Below are 23,673 nucleotides of genomic sequence, written 5' to 3' on the forward strand. Positions count from 1 at the left end.
ACTTCACAACAAAGGTCGAGGTTATGAAACTACGCCTCCCGCTGGGAATTATGCTGGTCCTGCTGCTCGCCGCCTGCGGCGCCAAAAATGCGTCGGAGGAGCCGCCCGCTCCCCAGCCCGCGCCCTGCCCCTTTGTCTATGTTTATGCGCCGGGCAATTATATTATCGACATTGCAGGCGGCGCGGACGTGGTGCTCGACCCCATGGCGCAGGACTTTTCCCTCTTCTGTGCGCCCGCGGACGCCCGCGCGGCGCTCAACGCTGAAATCGCGGCGGGCCGCCTGCCCGAGGGCGATTGGCGCATCTACCGGGTGGAAGGCCAGTTCGACGACCTTGCCCAGAAGTCCGGTCCCAACCAGTACACGCTCAAACGTATGGCTCCCATCGTGGATTGGGTGACCGAAGACATCTGAGGCCGGACGCCGTATGTAGAACGCCCGCTCCTTGCTGAAAGGAGCGGGCGTTCTACATTTTGAAACGCAAAGCGTTTCATTTGCGCTTGAAATTATCGCTTAACGGTGAAATAAATTCGCCTTGCGCTACTTTCGCGGTGCGGATTTTCACGGAAAATCCGCACCGCGCGTTGAGATATTTTCAATATCAAAACGCTCTAAGAACGGTAATCGGAATTCAGCGTCACATATTCATGGCCCAGGTCCGAAGCCTGGAACGTATAGCTGCCGGGGCCGTCACCCAGATTGATGTCCACAGCAATATCCTTGGCCTTGAGCAATTCGGCCAGCTTTTCCTCCTGATCGTCGTTCACCGGACGGCCCAGGCGGAAGCGTTCCACGCCGCAGAGGTGCAGGCCCACCTTGGCGGGATCGAAGCTCGCGCCGCTGTAGCCCACAGCTGTGACGATGCGGCCCCAGTTGGCGTCGCCGCCGTAGATGGCCGTCTTGACCAGCTGCGAATGCCCCACGCTGCGGGCCACCAACTCGGCGTCCGCGTCATTGCGGGCGCCGCGCACGCTGATATGGATGACCTTGCTTGCGCCTTCGCCGTCCATGACCAGCATGTGCGAAACCGTGCCCAGAATGGCGGTGAGGGCCTCTTCCAGCAACGCCAGATCCGCTTCATCGCGGGCGGCCACACCGGACGCGCCGTTGGCCAGGCCCAGGATGGTGTCGTTGGTGGAGGTGTCGCCGTCCACACTGACCCGGTTGAAGGTCTTGTCCACGGCCCGGCCGAACATGGCCTGCCAGGGCTCACGCTCCACGGCGGCATCCGTAAGGGCCACACAGAGCATGGTGGCCATATTGGGGCAGATCATGCCCGCGCCTTTGGCCATGACTGTCAGGCGCACCGTGCCGCCGGAAAGCGTCACCTCGCGCATGGCGAATTTGGGAAAGGCGTCCGTGGTCATGAAGGCGCGGGTGAAGCCCTCGGCGTCGCGGCTGCCCAGGCTTTGAGCCAGGGCGGGCACAGCCTTGCGCCAGAGGTCCATCTTGAGGTGGGCTCCCACCACACCGGTGGAAATGGGCAGAATCTCCTGCGCCTCAAGGCCCGTGGCCTCGGCCGCCATCTCCTGGGTGGCCCGGCAGTTGTCCAGGCCCTCCTCGCCGGTGCAGGCGTTGGCCTGGCCGGAATTGGCCAGCACCGCGCGGGCCGTGCCGAAGGTATCCAGGATTTCCCGGCAGACCAGGACCGGCGCGGCCTTGAACAGATTCTGAGTGAACATGCCGGCCAGCACGCAGGGCCGGTCGGAAATTATCAGGCCCAGGTCGTCGCGGCCCGCCTTTTTGAAATTGGCCGCCGCGGCTCCGGCCTTGAAGCCTTTGGGAAGATCGTCAATCATTGTCTATCCTCATGCAAATGAGATGGCGCTTTGCTTCGCCGTCCACAGAACGGCATTCGAGATTTTTTCGTCGCTGACAAAAAAGACAAGCGGCGCGCCGACGGAGCGTAGCATACTACGTGACCGAGGCGCGCCGCGCGGTCTGATGCGGTCAGCGGCGAAAAGGGCCGAATGCCGCTAACTCTTGGCTTTCTGGATCTCTTCGGCCAATGCCGCCGGCACACGTTCGTAATGGTCGAACTGCATGGTAAAGGTGGCGCGGCCCTGGGTACGCGAACGCAGATCCGTGGCATACCCGAACATAGAGGCCAGGGGCACCTGGGCGCGCACGCTCTGCGCGCCTCCGGCGCGGGCTTCCATGCTCTGCACGCGGCCGCGGCGGCCGTTGAGGTCGCCCATGACATCGCCCAGGTATTCCTCGGGCGTAACCACTTCCACATCCATGATAGGCTCGAGCAGCACGGGACCGGCCTTGTGCATGGCGTCCTTGATGGCCATGGAACCGGCCACATAGAAGGCCTGCTCCGAGGAGTCCACTTCGTGGTAGGAACCGAACACCAGGTTGACCTTGAAGTCCACGCAGGGGAAGCCCGCCAGCACGCCGGACTTCATGGCGTCCTGAATGCCCTTGTCGATGGCCGGGATGTATTCCTTGGGAATCACGCCGCCGGTGATGGAGTTGACGAACTCGTAGCCCTTGCCCGGATTCGGCTCCACCTCAATGACGCAGTGGCCGTACTGGCCACGGCCGCCGGACTGCTTGGCATGCTTCATGTCCGACTTGGCGGGCTTGGAGATGGTTTCGCGGTAGGCCACCTGAGGCTTGCCCACATTGGCGTTGACGCTGAACTCGCGGGTCAGGCGGTCCACGATGATTTCCAGATGGAGTTCGCCCATGCCCGCAATAAGGGTCTGGTTGGTCTCCTCGTCGCCCTTGACCCGGAAGGAGGGGTCTTCCTTGGCCAGCTTGTTCAGCGCGGCGGAAAGGGCATCGCGGTCGGCCTTGGTCTTGGGCTCGATGGCCACTTCAATGACCGGCTCGGGGATGTTCAGGGACTCCAGGATCACTTCGTGCTTTTCGTCGCAGAGCGTATCGCCGGTGGAGGCGTTCTTCAGGCCCACCAGAGCCACGATGTCGCCCGCTCCGGCCCATTTGATGTCCTCGCGCTTGTTGGCGTGCATTTTGAGGATGCGGCCGATGCGCTCCTTCTTGCCGGTGTTGGCGTTATACACACTGGTTCCTGATTCCAGGAAGCCGGAATAGATGCGGAAGAAGGACAGATGGCCGATGAAGGGATCGGAAAAGAGCTTGAAGACCAGACCGGCCAGAGGCCGCTTGTCGTCGCAGGGGCATTCGATGATCTCGTCTTCCTTGCCGGGCACGTGACCGATCATGGGCGGGATGTCCACGGGCGAGGGCAGATAGTCCACCGTGGCGTCCAGCAGGGGCTGCACGCCCATGTTGCGGAAGGCCGAACCGCAGAGCACCGGCACGATGTTCCGGGCGATGGTGGCCTTGCGGATGCAGGAGATGATTTCCTCTTCCGTGAGGGTTTCCCCGCCCAGGTACTTCTCAAGCAGGGCTTCGTCTTCCTCAGCCACAGCTTCCAGCAACTCATGGTGCTTTTCGTCGTACAGGTCCCGCATGTCGGCGGGCACGTCCTCTTCCACGAATTCGGCGCCCTTGGTGGTCTTGTCGAAGCGGATGGCCTTGCCCCGCACCAGGTCCACCACGCCTTCAAACTTGTCTTCCGCGCCGATGGGCAGCTGCAAAGGCACGGCCTTGGCGCCCAGACGATCGTGGATCATGCCCACGCAACGGAAAAAGTTGGCGCCGATGCGGTCCATCTTGTTCACAAAACAGATGCGCGGCACGTGATAGCGGTCAGCCTGGCGCCAGACCGTTTCGGACTGCGGCTCCACGCCGGCCACGGCGTCAAACACGCAGACAGCGCCGTCCAGCACGCGCAGGGAGCGCTCCACCTCAATGGTGAAGTCCACGTGGCCGGGGGTGTCGATGATGTTGATGCGGCAGTCTTTCCAGAAGCAGGTGGTGGCGGCGGAGGTAATGGTGATGCCGCGCTCCTGCTCCTGCTCCATCCAATCCATGGTGGATTCGCCGTCGTGGGTTTCGCCGATTTTGTGGGAAACGCCGGTGTAAAAAAGGATACGCTCGGTGGTGGTGGTCTTGCCGGCGTCAATATGGGCCATGATGCCGATATTGCGCTGTTTGTCTACGGGAACAGTGCGGGACACGGTATTTCCTCCATACTGCGGAAGGTGTGGTACCAAACCGACGCCGCTTCCTTACGGACGCGGCGTCGGCGGCATGCGATTCAAATCGGAACGGCCTTACCAGCGGTAGTGGGAGAAGGCCTTGTTGGCGTCGGCCATGCGGTGGGTGTCTTCGCGCTTCTTCACCGCACCGCCGCGGCCGTTGTAGGCATCCAGCAGTTCGGCGGAAAGTTTGGCGGTCATCCCTTTTTCGCCGCGCGAGCGGGAATAGTTGATCAGCCAGCGGATGGACAGGGAGACCTGACGCTCGGGACGCACTTCCATGGGCACCTGGTAGGTGGCGCCGCCCACGCGGCGGGCCTTGACTTCCATATGCGGCTTGACGTTGTCCAGGGCCTTTTCAAAGGCGCGCATGGGGTCTTCGCCGGTCTTTTCAGCCAGGGTTTCCAGGGAGCTGTAAAAAATCTTTTCAGCCGCACCTTTTTTACCGTCGTACATCAGCCGGTTCACGAATTTGGTGACCAGACGGCTGGAGTACAGCGGATCGGGCAGCACTTCCCTCTTGGGAACGGGACCTTTACGGGGCATGGGGTTTCTCCTTCATGCTTGTATTGCGGCGTCACCAACCCCGCGACGCGCCGGCGCCCAGAGCAAAGCGGGCGGCCGTGGCGCGGCGCATGGCGCACGCCGGGCGGATTGGCAAAGGGGTTTGAAATGCCGGGAACCTACTTGGGACGCTTGGCGCCGTACTTGGAACGGCTCTTGCGGCGGTCGGCCACGCCGGAGGTATCCAGGGTGCCGCGCACGATGTGGTAACGGACGCCGGGAAGGTCTTTCACACGGCCGCCGCGGATGATTACCACGGAGTGCTCCTGCAGGTTGTGGCCTTCGCCGGGGATGTAGGCCGTCACTTCGATGCCGTTGGTCAGGCGCACGCGGGCGACCTTACGCAGGGCCGAGTTAGGCTTTTTCGGGGTGGTGGTGTAAACGCGGGTGCATACGCCGCGACGCTGCGGGCAGGCCTGCAACGCCGGGGTCTTCTTGCGTTTCACCACGGCTTTCCGCTCAATGCGGATGAGCTGATTGATCGTGGGCATGCATTCCTCCATAAGGAACAGTTAAACGGGGAAAACTCCAAGGGGTTGGACATAACCCAGGCAAGGCGGGGCTGTCAAGGGGTGAGGCGCTTTCGCGCAGGGCAGACGCATCTAAAAAAACGCGGCCAGTGTATTTCTAATTTAATTATTTAAAATAGTTAATACACGCTACGGAGTTGGGTAAAGCCACCTTTGCTCCGCCGGAGCGAAGCGTAGGCGGATGGCTGATGCCGGGAGAATCCTAAAAACTAAGATTTTTCGGCGCTGGCAAGGAAAATGGTGCTTTTTGCGCGGAATGTACTCAAGTACATGAGCAGCAAAAAGCGCCAGATGACGCCGCCAGCGCCAAAAAGGCTGGTTTTGACGGATAATCTCGTCAAATAAGAGGTCAGCAAAAGCTGAAATTAGATGCGTCTGCCCTGCGCTTTCGCGCAGGGCAATCGAATGAATGTCTCCACTCCGGATATGCATTTGACTCCAGCGGTGCGTCTTCTAGACCCGCGAACGCAGCCGATATTGTCGGCAAGTGAGCGGGGGGCTGGTTTTGCGGAAATGCGGCTTTTGTAACATAACCGCAAAGTTACAGTAAAGCTGACGCAAGAGTATGTTTCTTTTTCGCTCTGGACACAAAAAACACGCTTTTTCCGCGCCCCGTTACTCCTTGCCGCGCATTTCCGTGACCAGCGCGTGCAGGGTGCGGGTCTGTCCGGCCAGGTCCGCCACGGATCGCGCCGCGTTGTTCATGGCCTGGGCGGTCTGCCCGGCCACCGTATCCACCTCGTTGATGGCGTCGGCCATCTCCCGGCTGGACACGGCCTGCTCCTCGCTGGCCGTGGCAATGGCCCGCACCTGGGTGGCGGCGCCGTCCACAATGGAAACGATTTCGCGCAGGGCCTCGCCGGACCTGCCGGTCAGTTCCGTGGCCTGCTCGATGGTCTGCACGGCTTCATCCACCTGGCGCATATTTTTGTCCGCACTCTGCTGGATGGCCCGCACGGCGTTATCCACATCCGTGGTTGAGGCCATGGTTTTTTCGGCCAGCTTGCGCACCTCGTCGGCCACCACCGCGAAGCCGCGCCCGGATTCACCGGCCCGCGCGGCCTCAATGGCCGCGTTCAGGGCCAGCAGATTAGTCTGGTCCGCAATATCCGAGATCACGCTCATGATTCTGTTGACCGCCTGGGCATGCTGGCCCAGGGTCTGCATATCCTCTTTCAGCCTGCGGGACTGCTCCTGCACGCTGCGGATGCTCCGGGTCACTTCCAGCACCACGTCCGCGCCCTCCTCGGCCTTCTGGCGGGCACCGGCGGAAAGTTCCGCCGCCGAGGTCGCGTTGCGGCTCACCTCGATCACCACGGCGCTCATCTGTTCCATGGCCGAGGCGGTCTCGGAAATTTTGCGAGCCTGGACCTCCGCGCCCTTCTTGGATTGGAGAATACCGGCTGAAAGCTCGCCCGAAGCGCGGTTGGCATTGCTCACCACATCCTCGATGCGCTGGCAGGCCCCCAGAATCATATCATTCTTGGCCGCCGTCTCCTGCGCGGCCACTTTGGCCGAATCCAGGGCTTCCTCGGCCTCCCGGCTTTTAGCCAGGGCCATATCGGTCTGTTCGCGGGCTTCCTCGATCTTGTGCTTGAGCGTGCCGACCATCACGCCCAGGGCCGCGCTCAACTGGCCCACCTCGTCTTTCTGGGCGATGCGGGGCTCGCGCAGATTGCCGCCCGCCACTTCCTGGGCATAGAGCACCAGACGGCGCAACGGCCCGGCGATGCTGCGGGTGAGAAAGACGGCCAGCAGCACGCAGACCAGCAGAATGCCGCCGCTCATGGTCAAAGCCACATTCCGGCTCTGGACGAGGGTCCTGGCCAGAGCCGTGTTGGAACGCATGAGGTCTTCGTCCACCAGTTTGATGGCCTTGGTCAGGCCTTGGCGGATCAGCAGCAGATTAGTGGCGATTCCATCCCGGTAGAGCGTCTGCATGCTCTGATCATCGCCTTTTTCATGGGCCGCCACGATGCCGGGCACCACCGCATGCAGGGCCAGATGCGGCTGTTCCAGGGAGTCCAGAATAGGGGTCACGGCGGGCAGGCGTTGTTCCAGTTCCCTGCGGCCCTCGCCGTAAAACCATTTGCCGAACGTACACTGATGCCCGTCGGTGACCACATTGAGCCTGGTCACCGTATCGTCCAAGAGGTAGGCCGCCACATTGGCCGCCCAGACGAAATGGGCGTTTTCAGCCTTGAGCAGAGTCAGTTCGGACTCGCTGCTGCGGTCCAGGGCGTCGGAAACCCCGGAGATGTCGCCGATGACTTTGAAATTATAAACAGTGTACAGGCCGAACAACAGAAAAATCACCCCAAAGGCAAGGCTCAATTTATACACAAGCCGGATGTCTCGCCAACGCATACTCGCATCTCCCGCGAAAAATTCGCACGATTGGCCGCTCGGGGCGCGGCTGATATATGACCCTTTTGATCAGCTTTACGGCAAACTTTCTCCGGGGATTAGCCCTGCGGACAAATTTTTTACTTCAAAACGAAAACGGCAGGCCGATCAGAATCTTGAAATCGTGCTCTGACTGGAAACCGTTCTTGTACACGGACCAACTGGGCGCGTCCGTACCGTTACGATATTCCGTGTAATGCAGCTTGACGAAAGCGCCTTCCAGGGGGCCGTCGGGTTTGACATAGCCGAGATCGCCGTTCACGGCCCATTCGCGCAGGCGCTCGGACGTTCCCCAGCCCCGCCCGTCCCAGCCCACGGCCCCGCTCACGCCCACGTAAAAGCCCTTTACGGGAAGGATATCGTCCAGACGGCGCTCCACGCCCGCGAAGACCGCCTTTTCATCGTCCGCGTTCCAGTCCGAGCGGGAATCCCACCAGACCTCATAGGCGCCCTTGGCTCCGCCGTTGCGGTCCGCCAGGCGGTAGGCGAACTGCCCCTGGCTCCAGGGCCCGGACATGGGCGCGCCGGTATAGGTGCCTTCCAGGCGGAAGGTCCACAGATTCAGCTCATACAGGCCGAAGAGATAGTGCTGAAGGGCCGGGCCGTCGAAATTGTTGTTGACCCCGTCGCCGTCGTCACTGTCGGCCATGGCGTAAAGATGGTAGCCGAACTTCAGCCGTCCCGGTCCCGCGGGCAGCTCCCAGCTGCTCTTGAAATGGGCGTTGTGCAGATGACCCGGCGACTGGCCGTAGGCCGCCTCCAGGGTAATGCCGTTGTCAAAGGCGTAGCGCGCCCCCAAGCTCCAGACGCCAGGCACATGGCTCTCGCCGTCGTTCTTCATCAGCTTGTATTCGTCCAGGAACCAGGGTGCTTTGTAGGTGTCGGCCACCATACCGGCCACGGAAAAGCCGCCGAAATCCAGCCCCGCGTTCACCCCTCGCCAAGAACCGGGCATGATGGACCAGTTCACGCCCAGCACGCCGGGCCCTTCGGGCTGCAGCCAGCCCGCGCGCAGCCAGGCCGGACCGGCCTTGGCCTTGAGTGCGGCCTTATAGATGGAAACGCCGTTCAGCGTGAAGTGCCTGCTCCAGTCCGGATGCCAGGGGTCCTGCCAGGGTACGTAGCCCATTTCATGGTCCGGCGCGCCGTAGTTGAACAGATCATGGGAGGTGAAGGCGCCGAAATCAAAACCCAGATGGTCCCAGGCATAGCCGGAAACCAGATCCAGATTGGCCTGAAGGGAACCGTGACGCAGGTTGGTGCGGTAGGTTTTGCGGTCCACGTCGTAGCGCTGGCGGTCCCGGCCGAAGAAATACAGGCCGCCGCTGAGATGGGCGTCGTTTACCAGGGGGCTGAGCGGGCTGTCCTCGGGCAGGAGCGTCCGGGCCGGGCTGCCCTTGTCGGGACTGTCCGTGGTATCCGCCGCATCCGCACGCGCGGGCCACAACGCCCAAAGCAATGCCCAGAACAACGCCGGAAGACAAAGCAGCCGCAGGGTGCGGAAACCGCCCGGAACCAGGCGTTGCTGTTGTTCCGCCACAGGCTAGCGTTCCCCGGCGGCGGGCCCCGGCCGCGTTGCGACGGATAGGGCGGCGCAGTCTTCGCCGCCCTCGGTCCTGTTTTGCTGAAGATACGCCAGACATTGCGCTTCGGGCAGGGCAGGGCTGTAGCGCCAGCCCTGGAAAATGTCGCACCCCTCCTCGCGCAGGATGGCGACCTGTTCGTCGTTTTCCACGAATTCGGCCACGCAGCTCATGCCCCGTGCCCGGCAGAGACGGGTGATGGAAGAGACGATATCGCGGCAGATGGGATTGGTGACCAGTTCCTTGGTGATTTCGCCGTCGATTTTCACATAATTCACCGGGAACTGCTTAAGATACTTCAGCGAGCTGTGCCCCATGCCGAAGTCGTCAATGGCGATGGGAAAGCCCAGATCATGGAGGCGCGCCACTACCCGGCTTTCCGGCGAGCCGGAATCCAGGGCGCTGGATTCGGTCACTTCCACGCTCATCAGCGCGGGCGGCACGCGGTAGCGGCGGGTTATCTCCATAAAGCGCTCCGGCAGCGAGGCCTGCAGCTGCAAGGCGGAAACATTGACCGCCATGGTCAGGTCCGTCAGGCCCGCGTCCAGCCAGCGGCGGCGCGTGCGGCAGGCGGTTTCGAAAATCCAGATCCCGATGGGCCGGATCAGCCCGGATTCCTCGGCCAGGGTCACGGTCACGGGCGCGGGAATGGACCCGTAGGCCGGATGCCGCCAGCGCAGCAGGGATTCCACGCCCACCGCCCTGCCGCTGCGGGCACAAATCTGCGGCTGGTACTCCAGAAAAAGGCCCTGGGCGTTGCGGCTCTCCCTTTCCAGGTCCAGAATCAGGCTGCGGGCCAGGGTGCCCGCATCGTCCTGCTGGCGGCTGTAGGGGCCGCCGTCCCCGCCGCAGATCCGCCCGGTCAGAGTGCTGAACGCCGCGTTGGTGCGGCGGATGTTGACCTTGTTGGTCAGCACCACAAAGGGCGCGTAAATGCAGACGCCCAGGCAGAGGTTCAGCAGTTGCAGCAAAGAGCCGTTCAGGGAGCCGGTGGCCAGATAGCCGTTGAGCAGTACGGGCGTGGTCCATTCCGTGGCCACACTCGCGCCCGGCACCAGCCCCCAGACCACCGCCAGATAGCTGACGCCCGCCAAAATCAGGGGCGTGCCCACAAAGGGGATCAGCATCAGCGGGTTGAGCACCACGGGCAGGCCGAAGAGCAGAATTTCATTGATGTTGAACATGCCGGGCAGCAGGGATAAAAACCCCAGGCCCCGGCTGGTGCGGGTTTTGCCGAACAGAATCAGCGCGCCCGCCAGACAGATGCCAGCGCCCGAACCGCCCATGAACACGAACACATCCATGAAGTTCTTGGTCATGATGTGCGGCAGGGGCAGACCCACGGCGGCGGCGGTTTCATTGGCAAGCATGGCCGCGCCATAAATATCGTGGGTAATGGGGTCCAGCACATTGGCCCCGTGGATGCCCAGAAACCAGAGCACATGCAGGGACAGGATATAGAGCAGGCTCCGCTCCAGACCATCGTGCAGGGCGTCGAAAGGCAGGCGGATGTAATGATAAGCCAGTTCGTGCAGGGACGAACCCGTGCCGTGCAGCAGCGTGCCGACGGCGGCAAAGACCAGCAAGGTCAGAATGCCGGGCAGAAAGGAGCTGAAGGTACGCGGCAGGGCAATGTCCGGCGCGCCGCCGCGCAAATGCAGATGGAGTTGCTTGAAGGAAAAAAAGAACAGAAACAGCCGGGTGGAGGCCAGACCCACCAGCAGGGCCACGAACAGGCCGGAAACGCCGAACCAGCGCAGATTGTCCGACGAGGCCGACTGCGGGAAAAGACAGAACAGGGCCGCCAGGTTGACCAGACCGGCAATGACCGGGTTGGCCCGGAAAATCCGGCTGGCGCTGTTAAACTGGTCCACCAGATGCTGGCCGATGGAAAAGACCAGGCTCAGGGACATGATCGCAAAGGTGCCGCTGTAGAGGATCTCACCGAACAGGGTCCAGCGCGGGCCGAAAACATGGGCCATGAAGTCCCTGTAGGCGGTCAGGGGAAAGCTGTTCAGCAAAATCGCCAGAGAGCCCAGGAACATGAAGGGCAGCATGACGATAAGCGCCGAACGGACGGCGGCCAGAGTGGGGACGCCCGCGGCCTGGTCGGCCAGGCGCAGAGCTCGGTTGACCAGGCGGTTGCGGAGGGTGGAGGTGGCGTCCTTTAGTTTCGCGTTCACAAAAACCCTTGGTTGCGGCGGCCATCCCGTGTTGGACGGGCGGCGCTCCGGCAAAAGCTCCGGCGCTGTCGGCTTCGGTTGGCGGGGCCGCGCATGCGGCCACCCGTAAAACGACGCAACGGGACGCCCCTCGTCGGAACATCCCGTTGTTGTGCCGAAAGACCTTTATTGTAGCATAGTGATAATGCCCGCTTTGTCAATGCGCGGTCCGTCCGGCCGAAAATGGCGCGAGGAGCGGAAAAACGGCGGCTGACGGACAGAGAGCGGTGCGCCGTGAATCCCGTTACCCGAAAGACCGGACTGCTCCGGCAACGAGTTCAAAAATGGACGAAGGCTGAACAATCTATTGAAACATTACACCTAGAGGGTGTCGTCATGAGATGGATTTTCGTGTTATACCAAGGAGAAAGAGCCTGTTATGAAGGGAGTGTACTCTTATGGTACTCGACCGGAATAAAAGACGAATTTCGACGCAGAGATAACCGAAAAGACACTCATGACGACACCCCCTGGAGCATTTTTACTTTGGAACTGCTCTAACGCCGCACACGGTGCGGCGCGCCGCGAAGACCGACCCGACGGGCGGCCCGTAGGGCCGTGCCTGTAGCCCAAAGGGCGTACAGGCATCGAGAGCAACGCGGCGTGGATTCTGGCGAAAACCACGTTTTTCGCCAGAATGCCGACTTTGAAATTTGTAAAATTTCAAAGTTAATCTGCTCTAGGGGCAGGGCGTCAAAAACGAGGCCCTCTCCTCGCGCACAATGCCCAGAACTTCCTCCATCTGGGCCAGGCTCGGGCGGCCATGGTTGCTCGCCAGCAGGCGCAGCAGGCTGTCCACGGTCTCCAGGCGGGTTGCGGCGAAGTGCGCGTCCCCGAGCAGACCGTGCCGCGCCAGCATCTCCACCAGTTTGCCCTGGCTGGCGCTCAGAGCCGCATGCACCTTGTGGAGCGGCTCCAGGGTGTCGCTTTCAGCGGCGGCCAGCACCATGACGGACGTGGTATACAGGCGCTCCAAAAAGAGGCCGTAGAAATGCGCGCCCAGCAGGCGCAGATTGGTCTCGTTTTGCGAGGCCGCCGCCAGCATGGCCCGCACCTGGGCCTCGCTGCGCCGGACAATGATCTCCCGCCCGGTCGGGCCGGTGGGATCTTTCGCCAAGATATTCTTTTCCTTGGCGGTCAGGACGGGAAGACGCGTCTTGGGGCTCAGTTTGCGCAAAAGGCGGTTTTCGCGCGCCGCGTCCTCGGCCTTGCCGAAAAACAGGGCGTAGGCCTGATCCGACGCCGCCATGCCGCTGAGCACCGCCGCCTGATCCCGGTCGCCGGGCTGGGGGCAGATGTCCTTGGGCACGGTCAGGCCCTCCTGATAGGCAAAGCCCGCGGCCTTGAGCAGGCCGATGTCGTCCAGACTCCGGCGCAGGGCCCGAATGTCCAGCAGGGGGCGCATTTCCTTGACCACGGCGGCGGGAGAGGCCTGCCCGCCGGATTTGACGGACGGCAGATCCATGCCGTCTTCCAGGCCGGGAGCGGGGTCGGCGGAATCAGGCGCGGGCGCGCCCTTCTTGTCCCAGTCTGGAGCGGGATGCGCGGCATCCTCTGCGCTTTGGCCCGACACGGCGGCCCTGGCCCGCGACACGGGCCAAGATACGGGCCAGGACAGCGCAACAGCCAGGGAGAAAATCAGGACAAGGGAAACAATCGGGATACAACGTACGAAACGCGGCATGCTGCCTCCGGGCGCGCGCCGGAAGCGGGCGGCGCGCTCGCGGAAAAAAGGGGAAGCGGCCCGGCCCGCCCGGGCCGGGCCGCCGGGATTATTCTTCGGCCAGGGCCTCGGCGAAACGGGCCCGCAGGGCCTGCAATTTGGCCTTGGCGTCCAGCAACTGCCCGGCGCGTTCCCGTTCGCGCGCCACCACTTCGGCGGGCGCGCGGCTCACAAAGCTCTCGTTGCTCAACTTCATGTTCACGGCTGTCACGTCTTTTTCCAGCTTGGTCAGTTCCTTGTCCAGGCGCGCCAACTCACCGGCCAGGTCCACGGCCCCGCGCAGGGGCACGATAACCTGGCAGCCCTGGACCACGGCCGAGGCCGACGCCTTGGGCGCGTGCACTTCCGCGCCCAGTTCCAGGGATTCCAGGCGGGCCAGGGTTATCATCAGGCCCCGGTTTTCCTCCAGCAGGGCGGCCTGTTCCTCGTCCACGGGATGGAGCAGCAGGCTTACCTTGTGGCTGGGGCTGATGCCCAGTTCGGCCTTGATGGTGCGCACGGCCACAATCACGCCCTGGATCAGCTCCATGCGGCAAGCTTCGCTCTCACGCGCGCAGCCGGGGCGCAACGAGGGATAGGGCTCCAGGGCCAGATCCGTGGGCTGTTCCCCGGCGGGCACGGGCAGGGCGCGCCAGATCTCGGCCGTGACAAAGGGCATGATGGGATGCAGCAGCACCAGCAGTTCGCGCAGCACCAGCCAGAGCACATACTGGGCCGCGGCCTTGCGCGCGGGGTCGTCAGACTGCATGTCGGGCTTGATCAGTTCCAGATACCAGTCGCAGAACTCGTTCCAGAGGAATTTGTAGCCGAGCTGGGCCGCGTCATTGAAACGGTAGTCCGCAAGGGCCTGGTCCATGTCCAGCTTGGCCATTTCCAGACGCTGCAGAATCCACTGATGGTGCAGGCCCCGTACATTTTCCAGGTTCACGGACGCGGGCGCTTCCTCCGGCAGGTTCATCAGGGCGAAGCGCGCGGCGTTCCAAAGCTTGTTCACAAAATGGCGATAGCCTTCGATGCGCTCTTCGGACAGGCGGATGTCGCGGCCCATGGCCGCGAAGGCCGTCAGCGTGAAGCGCAACGAGTCGCAGCCGTATTTCTCGATCATGAGCAGGGGATCGATAACATTGCCCGTGGATTTGGACATCTTGCGGCCCGTGGCGTCGCGCACCAGGGCGTGCAGATAGACGTCACGGAAGGGCACCTGCTTCATGAAGTGCAGGCCCATCATCATCATCCGGGCCACCCAGAAGAAGATGATGTCAAAGCCCGTGACCAGCACCGAGGTGGGGTACCAGCGCGCCAGATCCCTGGTCTGTTCCGGCCAGCCCATGGTGGAGAAAGGCCAGAGCGCCGAGGAGAACCAGGTGTCCAGCACGTCCTCGTCCTGCTCCAGATGATCCGAACCGCACACGGGGCAGACGTCCGGTGCTTCCTCGGCCACGATCAGCTTGCCGCAGGCTTTGCAGGTCCAGGCCGGGATGCGGTGGCCCCACCAGATCTGACGGCTGATGCACCAGTCTCGGGTGTTGTCCAGCCAATGGTAATAGGTCTTGAGCCAGGATTCCGGAAAAATTCTGGTCAGTTCCGGCACGGCGGCGCGCGCGGACGGGGCCATTTTGGTGGTGGCCACGAACCACTGGGGGGAGACGTGCGGCTCCACCACCGTATGGCAACGGTAGCAGTGGCCCACGGCGTGTTCCAGCTCCGTCACGCCCACAAGGTCCCCGGCGGCTTCGATGTCGGCCACGATTCTGTCCCGGCATTCTTCCTTGTTCAGGCCCGCGTAAGGCCCGGCCTCGGCTTTCATGACGCCGTTTTCGTCAATGACCTGCACGAATTCCAGATTGTGCTTTTTGCCCAGCAGCCAGTCGTTGTGGTCATGGCAGGGTGTGACCTTCAACGCGCCGGTGCCGAACTCGCGGTCCACATAGTTGTCCGCGATGATCGGCACCTCGCGTCCCAGCACGGGCACGCGCGCGGTTTTGCCCACCAGATGGGCATAGCGTTCGTCCTCGGGATGCACGCAGACGGCCGTGTCGCCGGGAATGGTTTCGGGGCGGGTGGTGGCGATGACGATGGAGCCAGAACCGTCCGTGAGGTGGTAGCGCACGCTCCAAAGCCTGCCCCTGCTCTGCTCGTGTTCCACTTCGTCGTCGGCCAGGGCCGTGTGGCAGCGCGAGCACCAGTTGATGATGTAGTGGCCCTTGTAGATCAGGCCTTCATCATAGAGCTGCACGAAAACCTTGCGCACCGCCGCCGAAAGCCCCTCGTCCATGGTGAAGCGCAGGCGCGTCCAGTCCACGGAGCAGCCCAGGGCCCCGATCTGGTTCAGGATGCGGTGGCCGTAGTCCGCGCGCCATTCCCAGACTTTTTCCACAAAGGCTTCGCGGCCCAGATCCCGGCGGGTCTTGCCCTCTTTGGCCAGGGCCCGCTCCACCACGTTCTGGGTGGCGATGCCCGCGTGGTCCGTGCCCGGCACCCAGAGCACGTTCTTGCCCTTCTGGCGGGCGTGACGGCAGAGCACGTCGATGAGCGTCAAATTCAGGGCGTGGCCGATGTGCAGGGCCCCGGTGACGTTGGGCGGCGGAATGACGATGGAATAGGGCTCGCCGGGCGCGTCCGGGTCGGGCGTGAAGGTTTTTTTCTCTTCCCAGTGCTTGCGCCACCGGGCTTCCACGTCATGGGGCTCATAGCCCTTGGGGAGGGTATCCGCCATCTTGCTTTCTCCGTAAAAGGCGGCGATACTGCGCGCCTATGCAGCCCGCGCAGTCGATTTACATGTTATGGGACGCGTCCCACATCTGGGGCCTCATGGCCTGGCGCGCGTTGCGCGCCCTGGGACTGTCCTGCCGCCTGGTTAAGGGCCAAGAAATAGCCGAAGGCGCGCTTTTAGGCAAGCCGGGCTCTTGCCGGGCATACGAAAACGCCATCCCGCCCCCGTTGCTGGTGGTGCCGGGCGGCAACGCCCGGCTCAAGGCCCTGGCCCTTGGCGAAGCCGGGCGCGCGGCCGTGCGCGCCTATCTGGAACAAGGCGGCGGCTACCTGGGCTTCTGCGGCGGCGCGGGCCTGGCCCTCAGCCACCGCGACCCGTGCGACGGACTGCAACTCTGCCCCTGGTCGCGCGCGGCCTATCCCCAGCGCCTGCATCATCTGATTTCCGGCCATGTGCGGGTGCGGGCCCGCGCCGGGGAAGAACTTTCGCCGCCCGGAATTCCGCCCTTGCTTCCGTCGGGAGCCGCCGGAAGCAGGAACAACGCGTCCCTTTCCCTGCCGGTCTGGTGGCCGGGACGTTTCGCGCCGGAAAACACGGAAGAAGTGTGCGTGCTGGCGGCCTATGACGCGCCGGACGCGGATTTCTGGCTGGCGGACCTGCCCTTGCAGCGCATTCCGGCGCATGTCTTCGAAGCATGGCAGGCCCTGTACGGCATCAATCTTTCAGCGGACTTCCTCACGGATCAGCCCCTGGTGGTCAGCGGCGCGTACGGCCAAGGCCGCTACGTGCTGAGCTACTCACATCTGGAAACCCCGCAGAGTCCGGACGCCAACGCCTGGTTGGTCCATCTCCTGCGCCGCCTGGCGGCCCTGGAGCCCCGGCGTGATCTGGTGCCGGGCTGGGAGCTGGGCGAACCCGTACCGGCCTGGCCGGACTACACGACGGCGATGCCTTTGCTGGACGCCCTGCGCCGAACCCGCGCCCTGCTGGACCTGGCGGTTGAGCATCACCTCTTTTTCCGGCGCGCGCCCTGGCTCTGGGGCTGGCGCACGGGCCTGCCCGGCGCGGCCTGCAACAATCTGCACGCGGCGCTTTGCACGGCCGTGAATCTTGCGCCTTCCGGCGAGGCCCTGGACTACTGGCGCGACGTTAGTTCCCGTTTCGCGGAGCTGAGCTCCCTGTTCGCCGCCGGGGCCGAAGGCTATCTGCTGGCCTGCCGTCTGGCCGAAACCCTCTCTCCCACCCTGCCCGACGCCGTGGACCAACGCGGCCTCGACAACCAGCGCGAAGCCCTGTTCGGGCACCCCATGCACGGCGGCGGCCTCATTGAGGAATTGCTGACCATCACGGAAGAGCTGATCTACCTCTCGCAGGAGGTGCGCCTCTGATCCCGCCGCGCCGCTCACCGCGTCTTTAGAGCATTTTGCGCTTGAAATTATCGCTTAACGGCGAAGTAAATGCGCCTTGCGATAATTTCGCGGTGCGGATTTTCCGTGAAAATCCACACCGCGCGTTGAGATATTTTCAAATCAAAACGCTCTAAATCATGCCCAGGCGCATGAACAGCCAGACAAAACCGGTCAGCGTGAACATGCTCAAGGCATTGGAGAGTACGGCCGTGAGCGCGGATTCCTCGGGCACGGCGCCATAGATCTCGGCCAGGACCGTAACAATCAGGGCCGTGGCCGTGCCGCTCATGATCACGCCGATAGCCAGCCAGGCCCCGGAAATGCCCAGCAGCCACATGATGGCCCAGCAGAGCAGCGGATGCAGCAGCAACTTGCAGGAAATCAGCCAGACCTGGCGCAGCGCGGCATGCCCTTCAGCCCGGTGCATGGTCAGGGCCAGTTTTTGCCGCAGATCCAGCCCCAGGGCCAGCAGCATGCAGGGGGCCGCCGTATAGCCCACCAGACTGACCGTGCGGTCCAGCGGGGCCCAGAGCCCCAGGCCGGACAAGGACAGGGCCACCCCGGCCAGGGTGGCGAGCAGGATAGGATTGCCCAGGATAAAGACCCGCAGCAGGGTCGCGACCCTGGAACGTGAGCCGTCGCTCCAGGCCGCCGCCCCGGCCAGCATATCCAGCCGGGCCTGCCCCATGATCATCACGATGTTGGTGGTCAGGGTGGCCAGGCCCGCGATGAGCAGGGCCTCCTGATTTCCGGGCAGCAGATTGGTCACAATGGGCAGGCCCACAAAGGCCGTATTGCAGGCGCTGCAGCTCAGGGCGGAGATCACGGCCGGGCCCGCGCCCCGACGGCAGAAGAGGCGGTCGCCCCAGTAGCCCAGAGCGTAGACGATCAGTTGCGAGCCGATGACCCCGGCCCAGAAGCCGCCGTGGGCCAGATCGCCGGGATGCGCACCGGCCAGGATGTGCAAAATCAGCAGCGGCAGGGCCAGCTTGAGCACATAGACGCCCAGGACCGGGCCCGCGCTTTCGGGCAGTACCTCCCGAGCGCGCAGCAGCACGCCCATGCCGATGATCAAAAAAACAGGAACAACCGCGAACAGGGCTTCCAGCATACACTCCTCCGCCGCGCCGCTTGAGCGGCGCGCAACCCGGCTGCCCGCGCTCCGTAGCGGCAGGCGGACAACGGCGGGATAATGGCTCCAAGCACGGGCCTTGTCCAGCAGAATATTGTTTGATTAATCAAACAATATTCTGCTGGACAAGGCCACCCGGGAGCTGTTTCGAAATAAGGATTTTCGTTCTCTCCAGGAAAGGCGAGCCCTGGGCGGGGGGAATATATGCAAACCCGACCTTCGCACGGGGCGAGCCTGGCGCTGGCAAAGGCCAAAAAGACAATTTAGAAACGGCTCCCAGGACAGGCTAACGGAGAATGTACATTGGCAGCGGCTTGGAGCCGCCTGTTTAGGTACCGCGCCATGCCGCGCTTGCCGGGCGTTTCAGCGTTGGGACACCCGGAAATGCCGTCAGCCCGATATCATTGCCTACCCTCCGTGCACCCTGAGCGATGCTTATGCCCGACAATATTGTTTGAGCAAACAAGCAAATCTTGCCGATAACCATAAAGCGTCTATACTAAAAATTTCCAACCAGGCGGCAGGAGCGACCGTGCAACAGACATATCCAGAGCCAAGGCAAAACCGGCTTTGGGCTTCGCAGCTGTGAGGGATCGGCATGCTGAACGAAATGGTGAGAAATTACGGCAGGCTGGGCAAAGGGTTCAGCGCGCGCGACAATATCATCATCAAAGGCACCAAGGCCCTGCATCTGCTCGCGGCCACGGCCTGGGCAGGCGGCGCGCTTTCCATGCAGGCGCTCAGCTTTTTGCGGCTCTCCACCGACAATGCGGCCTTTGCCGCGCAGGTGGCCCGGTGCCTGCATTTCGTGGACACCTGGGTTGTCATGCCCGGGCTTGCGGGCTGTCTGCTGAGCGGCCTGTTCTACTCCACCTGCACGTCCATCGGCTTCTTCAAATTCGCCTGGATCGGCTACAAATGGCTGATCAGCCTCTGCGCGGGCTTCTGGGGTACCATGTTCTGGGGGCCCTGGGGCGACGACCTCATCGCCGTGCTCGTGCCTCTGGGCCTGGACGGGCCGCTGCGTTTCGTGCGGGCCTGCATTTTGCCGGAAAGCATGTGGGAAGGCGCGTTGCAACTGACAGTCATCCTGTCCATGTGCCTGATTTCCGTATACCGGCCACTGTCGTTCCACCTCGCGCCGCACAGACCGGCGAGCACCGCCAATCATTAGAACATACTACCTTAAAAAACTGCTCTAAGGCGGCCGGAGTGCCTGCCGGAAACATCTTGCCTTCCGGAACCCGCGGACGGGGCCGCTCCTTCCGCCCGGCCACGCGCCAGATTGACGCTTTCGTCTTGACGGAAGAAAGAAAACTGACTATTTGGCTAAAAAGCCAAAAATTATGGACAGGCATAAAAAATATATTGCGGAGCAAGCCAGAATCTTCAAGGCGCTCGGACATCCGAGCCGCCTGCTCATGGTGGACGCCCTGCGGGACGGCGAAAAATGCGTCTGCGACCTGCAAGCCCTGGTGGGGGACGATATGTCCACGGTCTCCAAGCATCTTTCCGTGCTCCGGGAAGCGGGCGTGGTGGCCTCCGAGAAAAGAGGCACAAACATCTATTACCGCCTGGCGATCTGCTGCCTGGAAACCTTTTTGAAATGCACCGGCGAACTGGTGGAAAAACGCGTCCTGGCGCAAATGGATATGTTGCGCAAGCAATAACTTCCCACGGCAAATTTTTTTGGACATTTCATTGGTAATTTTGCCAATAAGGAAAGCTTAACGAGGATCACATGATAGGCAAAAACGCTGTCCCGGCAGCGGGGAAAAAACGGGCGTCAGCTCTCCCGACGCAGTGCGTGTGCCGGGCACCCGCCGCCGCTGTCCGCTCTCCGGTCCCGGCGCGAGTGAACAGAATGTGGTATTTCGGAATCAGCATTGCGGCCCTTGCGCTGTGGTGGGCGGCGTATTCAGTCATTGCGCCCCTTTCACAATGGCTTGCCCGTGACCTTTTCGGCCTGAGCCGGGGCACGCCCGTGGGAGATGCCGCCGAATTCTTTTTGTATGACACGGCAAAGATTCTCCTGCTGCTTGTTCTGATGGTGTACGTCATCGGCTGGCTGCGGGCGGGCCTGCGCGTCGAGCGGGTCCGGGATTACCTGGCGGGCAAGGGCCGGGGCATAGGCTATGTCTTGGGGGCGGGGTTCGGGGCTGTTACGCCGTTCTGTTCCTGCTCCAGCATTCCTCTTTTCCTGGGCTTCGCCACAACCCGCATCCCCCTGGGCATCACCATGGCCTTTCTGATCACTTCGCCGCTGATCAACGAAATCGCCGTGCTTCTGCTGTGGGGGCTCCTCGGCTGGAAGTTCACGGTCATCTACGTGGCTGTGGGCATATGCGCGGGCATCGGCGGCGGTATGATCATGGACGCACTCCACGCGGAACGCTGGCTGCAACCATTCCTCCTGGAGGCCATGAAAAACGCTCCCTCCCGGACGGCGGACCCGCAAGCGGGGAATCCACCGGCAATGGGACTCATGGAGCGCCATGCGTTTGCCTGGTCCGAAACAAGCGGCATTTTCCATCGAGTCCGACTGTGGGTCGTTCTCGGCGTGGGCCTTGGCGCCGCGCTGCACGGTTTTGTGCCGCGGGAATGGTTTACGGAAAACTTGGGTTCGGGCCAATGGTGGTCCGTTCCCCTGGCCGTGGCCGTGGGCATTCCGCTGTACACCAATGTCACGGGCATCATCCCGATAATGGAAAGCCTGCTGCTCAAGGGCCTGCCCCTGGGCACAACGTTGGCCTTCTGCATGAGCACCGTGGCGGTCAGTCTGCCGGAAGTGCTCATGCTCAAGCAGGTCATGCGCTGGAAGCTGCTGGCCGTCTTTCTGGGCCTGCTGCTGGCTATCTTCACGCTTGCGGGCTGGCTGTTCAATACCCTTCAGGTGAACATTTTTTAAGGTCAGGAGAGCGCCATGATCATCAAGGTCGTCGGCACCGGCTGCGCCCGGTGCGCGGAAGCGGAAAACATCGTCACCACCGCCGTCCGGGAGACGGGCGGTACGGCCACAGTGGAAAAAGTCACGGACCTCAAGGAAATGATGCTGCTCGGCATCATGTCCACGCCCGCCGTGGTCATCGACGGCAGGGTCATGTGCGCCGGGCGCGTGCCTTCCGGGCGGGAAGCGCGGGAATGGGTCGCGGGGGGCGCCGCGCCGTGACGCAATAAAAAGCGGGCGGAGGATCCTGAGCGTCTAGAGCCCCTGATCCTTCGCCCGCTCCGGCGAAAACCGCGTTTTTTTGCCGGAATGAATCCTTTGAAACGTGTAGCGTTTCAAAGGTACTCCGTTCTAGATCTTTCTGACTTCCGTATACCAGGCCGCCGCTTCGGCCAGCAGCTCGTTGGTGCGCGCGGCCAGGGCTTGCGGGTCCTTGAGGTAGCCGTCCAGCAGCAGGCTGGTGTCAAAGAGGCCCTGGGTCATTTCCGACAGAGTCTTGTCCCGGCCGTCGGCCTTGAACATGCGCAGCATGTTGCGCAGCAGGGGATGATCCCGGTTGACCTCCAGAATCTTGACCGGCAGGGAGTCGTCCTTCTGCATGACCTTGAGCAGTTTTTCCATGGACGAGCTCATGCCGCCGTCGGCCGAGACCAGCACGGCCGGGCTGTCGGCCAGACGGTGCGACACGCGCACGTCCTTGACCTTGTCGCCCAGAATTTCCTTCATCCGGGCCAGCAGTTTGTCAAAGGAGACGTTGTCCTCCTCGGAGAGGGGCGCGGCGGTCTCTTTTTCCGGGGCTTCCTTGTCCGCGAAGGAGGTCAGGGCGTCGTCCGCCGCGCTTTCAGCGGATTTGAAGTCCCATTCCTTATACTTGCCCAGGCCTTCCATGACGAACTCGTCCACGGGCTCGAAGAGATAGAGCACTTCAATGCCCTTCTTGCGGAAGAGCTCCATGTGCGGGTTGAGACGCGCGGCCTCCCGGTTGGGCGCGGCCACGTACCAGAAGGTCTTCTGGCCCTCGGGCGCGCGGGACATGTACTCGTCCAGGCTGGTCAGGGCCTCGGCGTCGGCCAGGGCCGAGGAATTGAAGCGCAGCAGGGCGCTGACCCGCTCCCGGTTGGGGAAGTCGTGGTAGCCCAGCTTGAAGATCTTGCCGTGCAGCCGCCAGAAACGATTGTATTTCTCCACGTCGTCCCTGGCTATTTTTTCCAGATGGCCCAAGGTCTGCTTGACGATGACCTGGTTGATCTTGCGCAGCAGCACGTTTTCCTGCAACGTTTCGCGCGAAATGTTCAGGGGCAGATCCTCGGTATCCACCACGCCTTTGAGGAAAGCCAGGTATTCGGGGATCAGCTCCTTGTTGCGGTGCTGGATGAGCACGCGCCGGGCATAGAGGTCCAGGCCCCAGAAGTCGCGGTCCGCGCCGAAGAAATCCTGGCTGGAGTCCGGAATGTACAACAGGGCGTTGAACTGTACCGGCGCGTCCACGGAAATGTGCTGCACGTCCAGGGGGTCCTTGGCGTCATAGGTCAGGGCCTTGTAAAAATTGTCGTACTGCTCCTTGGTCACGCTGGATTTCGGCTCGCGCCAAAGCGCGGGCTGGGTGTTGATGCGCTCGCCGTCCACAAACACCGGGAAGGGCACAAAGGCCGAATGCTTGCGGATGGCGGACTCCACCCGGAATTTTTCCAGAAATTCCACGGCGTCGTCCTTGAGGTGGGCCTTGACCACGGTGCCGCGCTTGGGCTCTTCGGCGTCGGAGAGGGCGACGCTGTACGAGCCCAGGCCGTCGCTGATCCAGACATGGGCCTGGGCGTCCTTTTCAAAGGCCGGGCGCGAGGTCACTTCCACCTTGTCCGCCACCATGAAGACCGAGTAAAAGCCCACGCCGAAACGGCCGATGATGTTGGCCGCGTCGGCCGTCGCGTCTTCGGCTTCGCCGTCACCCTTGCCGTTGCTCTTTTCCTTGCGGGTCCCGGACTCGGCGGCCAGACCGGCCAGAAATTCCTCGGAGCCGGATTTGGCGATGGTGCCCAGGTTGTCGGCCAGTTCCTCGGCTGTCATGCCCAAGCCGGTGTCGGCAATGGTCAGGGTTTTGGCATCCTTGTCGATGCTGATCCGGATTTCCAGGGGCAGATCCGGTTCGCGCGGGCTTTCGCCCCGGTTGATGCGGAAGCGCAGCTTGTCCAGGGCGTCCGACGCGTTGGAGATAAGCTCGCGCAGAAAAATTTCCCGGTTGGTATACAGGGAGTTGGTGAGAATATGCAGAACTTTGCGCACTTCGGCGCGGAATTGACGGGTCTTTTTGCCGGCTTCGGCCATGACGAACCTCCTGAAAAAAGCATTATTCCGTTAGATAATACCTTCTT

Annotated in this window: 17 protein-coding genes; 6 read left to right on the forward strand and 11 right to left on the reverse strand. The window is 62.4% G+C overall.

What is annotated here, in order from left to right; translation table 11 throughout:
* Positions 1 to 23 precede the first annotated feature (23 nt).
* Positions 24 to 413 carry a DVU_2496 family lipoprotein gene (locus HMPREF1022_RS09970; RefSeq protein ID WP_008683440.1) on the forward strand — a complete coding sequence of 130 codons (390 nt, stop codon included), beginning with the start codon at positions 24 to 26 and terminating at the stop codon, positions 411 to 413.
* A 197-nt stretch (positions 414 to 610) separates the two neighbouring features.
* Here HMPREF1022_RS09970 and argJ read toward each other — a convergent pair whose 3' ends face one another.
* The 9 genes from argJ to HMPREF1022_RS10015 all read right to left on the reverse strand — a co-directional run bounded on the left by argJ (position 611) and on the right by HMPREF1022_RS10015 (position 15,819).
* Positions 611 to 1,795, reverse strand: a complete 1,185-nt coding sequence (gene argJ / locus HMPREF1022_RS09975; RefSeq protein WP_198005378.1) for a bifunctional glutamate N-acetyltransferase/amino-acid acetyltransferase ArgJ — start codon at positions 1,793 to 1,795, stop codon at positions 611 to 613.
* A gap of 180 nt (positions 1,796 to 1,975) precedes the next feature.
* The gene (gene fusA / locus HMPREF1022_RS09980; protein ID WP_008683438.1) at positions 1,976 to 4,054 is read right to left on the reverse strand and encodes an elongation factor G; all 2,079 of its coding nucleotides are present in this window, start codon (positions 4,052 to 4,054) and stop codon (positions 1,976 to 1,978) included.
* 96 nt (positions 4,055 to 4,150) lie between these two features.
* Positions 4,151 to 4,621, reverse strand: a complete 471-nt coding sequence (gene rpsG, locus HMPREF1022_RS09985; RefSeq protein ID WP_008683437.1) for a 30S ribosomal protein S7 — start codon at positions 4,619 to 4,621, stop codon at positions 4,151 to 4,153.
* A gap of 137 nt (positions 4,622 to 4,758) precedes the next feature.
* A complete protein-coding gene (gene rpsL / locus HMPREF1022_RS09990) occupies positions 4,759 to 5,130 on the reverse strand; it encodes a 30S ribosomal protein S12 (RefSeq protein ID WP_008683436.1) in 372 nt (123 codons plus the stop codon).
* Positions 5,131 to 5,784: 654 nt separating this feature from the next.
* Positions 5,785 to 7,536 (reverse strand): methyl-accepting chemotaxis protein, encoded by a 1,752-nt coding sequence (locus HMPREF1022_RS09995; protein WP_008682240.1) that lies wholly within the window; start codon positions 7,534 to 7,536, stop codon positions 5,785 to 5,787.
* A gap of 124 nt (positions 7,537 to 7,660) precedes the next feature.
* Complete coding sequence (locus HMPREF1022_RS10000; protein WP_009303007.1) at positions 7,661 to 9,115, reverse strand: OprD family outer membrane porin; 1,455 nt, start codon at positions 9,113 to 9,115, stop codon at positions 7,661 to 7,663.
* A 3-nt stretch (positions 9,116 to 9,118) separates the two neighbouring features.
* Positions 9,119 to 11,341: an EAL domain-containing protein gene (locus tag HMPREF1022_RS10005; RefSeq protein ID WP_009303008.1), complete on the reverse strand. Its 2,223-nt coding sequence runs from the start codon at positions 11,339 to 11,341 to the stop codon at positions 9,119 to 9,121.
* Positions 11,342 to 12,059: 718 nt separating this feature from the next.
* Positions 12,060 to 13,064 (reverse strand): hypothetical protein, encoded by a 1,005-nt coding sequence (locus tag HMPREF1022_RS10010; protein ID WP_009303010.1) that lies wholly within the window; start codon positions 13,062 to 13,064, stop codon positions 12,060 to 12,062.
* 88 nt (positions 13,065 to 13,152) lie between these two features.
* The gene (locus HMPREF1022_RS10015; protein ID WP_009303011.1) at positions 13,153 to 15,819 is read right to left on the reverse strand and encodes a valine--tRNA ligase; all 2,667 of its coding nucleotides are present in this window, start codon (positions 15,817 to 15,819) and stop codon (positions 13,153 to 13,155) included.
* A 38-nt stretch (positions 15,820 to 15,857) separates the two neighbouring features.
* On the opposite strand from HMPREF1022_RS10015, the gene HMPREF1022_RS10020 reads away from it, so the two are divergent.
* Positions 15,858 to 17,204 carry a hypothetical protein gene (locus HMPREF1022_RS10020; protein ID WP_008682249.1) on the forward strand — a complete coding sequence of 449 codons (1,347 nt, stop codon included), beginning with the start codon at positions 15,858 to 15,860 and terminating at the stop codon, positions 17,202 to 17,204.
* Between the two features lie 151 nt (positions 17,205 to 17,355).
* On the opposite strand, the gene HMPREF1022_RS10025 is transcribed toward HMPREF1022_RS10020, so the two are convergent.
* Positions 17,356 to 18,336: an AEC family transporter gene (locus HMPREF1022_RS10025; protein ID WP_008682255.1), complete on the reverse strand. Its 981-nt coding sequence runs from the start codon at positions 18,334 to 18,336 to the stop codon at positions 17,356 to 17,358.
* Between the two features lie 619 nt (positions 18,337 to 18,955).
* Between HMPREF1022_RS10025 and HMPREF1022_RS10030 the strand changes: the two genes are divergently transcribed.
* The 4 genes from HMPREF1022_RS10030 to HMPREF1022_RS10045 all read left to right on the forward strand — a co-directional run bounded on the left by HMPREF1022_RS10030 (position 18,956) and on the right by HMPREF1022_RS10045 (position 21,526).
* On the forward strand, positions 18,956 to 19,531 hold the full coding sequence (locus HMPREF1022_RS10030; RefSeq protein WP_008682257.1) for a hypothetical protein: 576 nt from the start codon (positions 18,956 to 18,958) through the stop codon (positions 19,529 to 19,531).
* Positions 19,532 to 19,703: 172 nt separating this feature from the next.
* Entirely contained in the window at positions 19,704 to 20,027 is a 324-nt protein-coding gene (locus tag HMPREF1022_RS10035; protein ID WP_008682259.1) for an ArsR/SmtB family transcription factor, read from the forward strand.
* Positions 20,028 to 20,221: 194 nt separating this feature from the next.
* Positions 20,222 to 21,265, forward strand: coding sequence for a permease (locus tag HMPREF1022_RS10040; RefSeq protein ID WP_008682260.1), 1,044 nt, complete (start codon positions 20,222 to 20,224; stop codon positions 21,263 to 21,265).
* A gap of 15 nt (positions 21,266 to 21,280) precedes the next feature.
* The gene (locus HMPREF1022_RS10045; RefSeq protein ID WP_008682262.1) at positions 21,281 to 21,526 is read left to right on the forward strand and encodes a thioredoxin family protein; all 246 of its coding nucleotides are present in this window, start codon (positions 21,281 to 21,283) and stop codon (positions 21,524 to 21,526) included.
* A gap of 129 nt (positions 21,527 to 21,655) precedes the next feature.
* Here HMPREF1022_RS10045 and htpG read toward each other — a convergent pair whose 3' ends face one another.
* On the reverse strand, positions 21,656 to 23,626 hold the full coding sequence (gene htpG / locus HMPREF1022_RS10050) for a molecular chaperone HtpG (RefSeq protein ID WP_008682265.1): 1,971 nt from the start codon (positions 23,624 to 23,626) through the stop codon (positions 21,656 to 21,658).
* Positions 23,627 to 23,673: the final 47 nt, after the last annotated feature.

Source organism: Desulfovibrio sp. 6_1_46AFAA (assembly GCF_000224635.1).
Lineage (GTDB): Bacteria > Desulfobacterota > Desulfovibrionia > Desulfovibrionales > Desulfovibrionaceae > Desulfovibrio > Desulfovibrio fairfieldensis.

Excerpts from the sequence above, each read along its gene's own strand:
- HMPREF1022_RS09970 (WP_008683440.1), top strand. The coding sequence starts at position 24 with ATGAAACTACGCCTCCCGCTGGGAATTATGCTGGTCCTGCTGCTCGCC.
- rpsG (WP_008683437.1), bottom strand. The coding sequence starts at position 4,621 with ATGCCCCGTAAAGGTCCCGTTCCCAAGAGGGAAGTGCTGCCCGATCCG.
- rpsL (WP_008683436.1), bottom strand. The coding sequence starts at position 5,130 with ATGCCCACGATCAATCAGCTCATCCGCATTGAGCGGAAAGCCGTGGTG.
- HMPREF1022_RS09995 (WP_008682240.1), bottom strand. The coding sequence starts at position 7,536 with ATGCGTTGGCGAGACATCCGGCTTGTGTATAAATTGAGCCTTGCCTTT.
- HMPREF1022_RS10010 (WP_009303010.1), bottom strand. The coding sequence starts at position 13,064 with ATGCCGCGTTTCGTACGTTGTATCCCGATTGTTTCCCTTGTCCTGATT.
- HMPREF1022_RS10015 (WP_009303011.1), bottom strand. The coding sequence starts at position 15,819 with ATGGCGGATACCCTCCCCAAGGGCTATGAGCCCCATGACGTGGAAGCC.
- HMPREF1022_RS10020 (WP_008682249.1), top strand. The coding sequence starts at position 15,858 with ATGCAGCCCGCGCAGTCGATTTACATGTTATGGGACGCGTCCCACATC.
- HMPREF1022_RS10025 (WP_008682255.1), bottom strand. The coding sequence starts at position 18,336 with ATGCTGGAAGCCCTGTTCGCGGTTGTTCCTGTTTTTTTGATCATCGGC.
- HMPREF1022_RS10030 (WP_008682257.1), top strand. The coding sequence starts at position 18,956 with ATGCTGAACGAAATGGTGAGAAATTACGGCAGGCTGGGCAAAGGGTTC.
- HMPREF1022_RS10035 (WP_008682259.1), top strand. The coding sequence starts at position 19,704 with ATGGACAGGCATAAAAAATATATTGCGGAGCAAGCCAGAATCTTCAAG.
- HMPREF1022_RS10040 (WP_008682260.1), top strand. The coding sequence starts at position 20,222 with ATGTGGTATTTCGGAATCAGCATTGCGGCCCTTGCGCTGTGGTGGGCG.
- HMPREF1022_RS10045 (WP_008682262.1), top strand. The coding sequence starts at position 21,281 with ATGATCATCAAGGTCGTCGGCACCGGCTGCGCCCGGTGCGCGGAAGCG.
- htpG (WP_008682265.1), bottom strand. The coding sequence starts at position 23,626 with ATGGCCGAAGCCGGCAAAAAGACCCGTCAATTCCGCGCCGAAGTGCGC.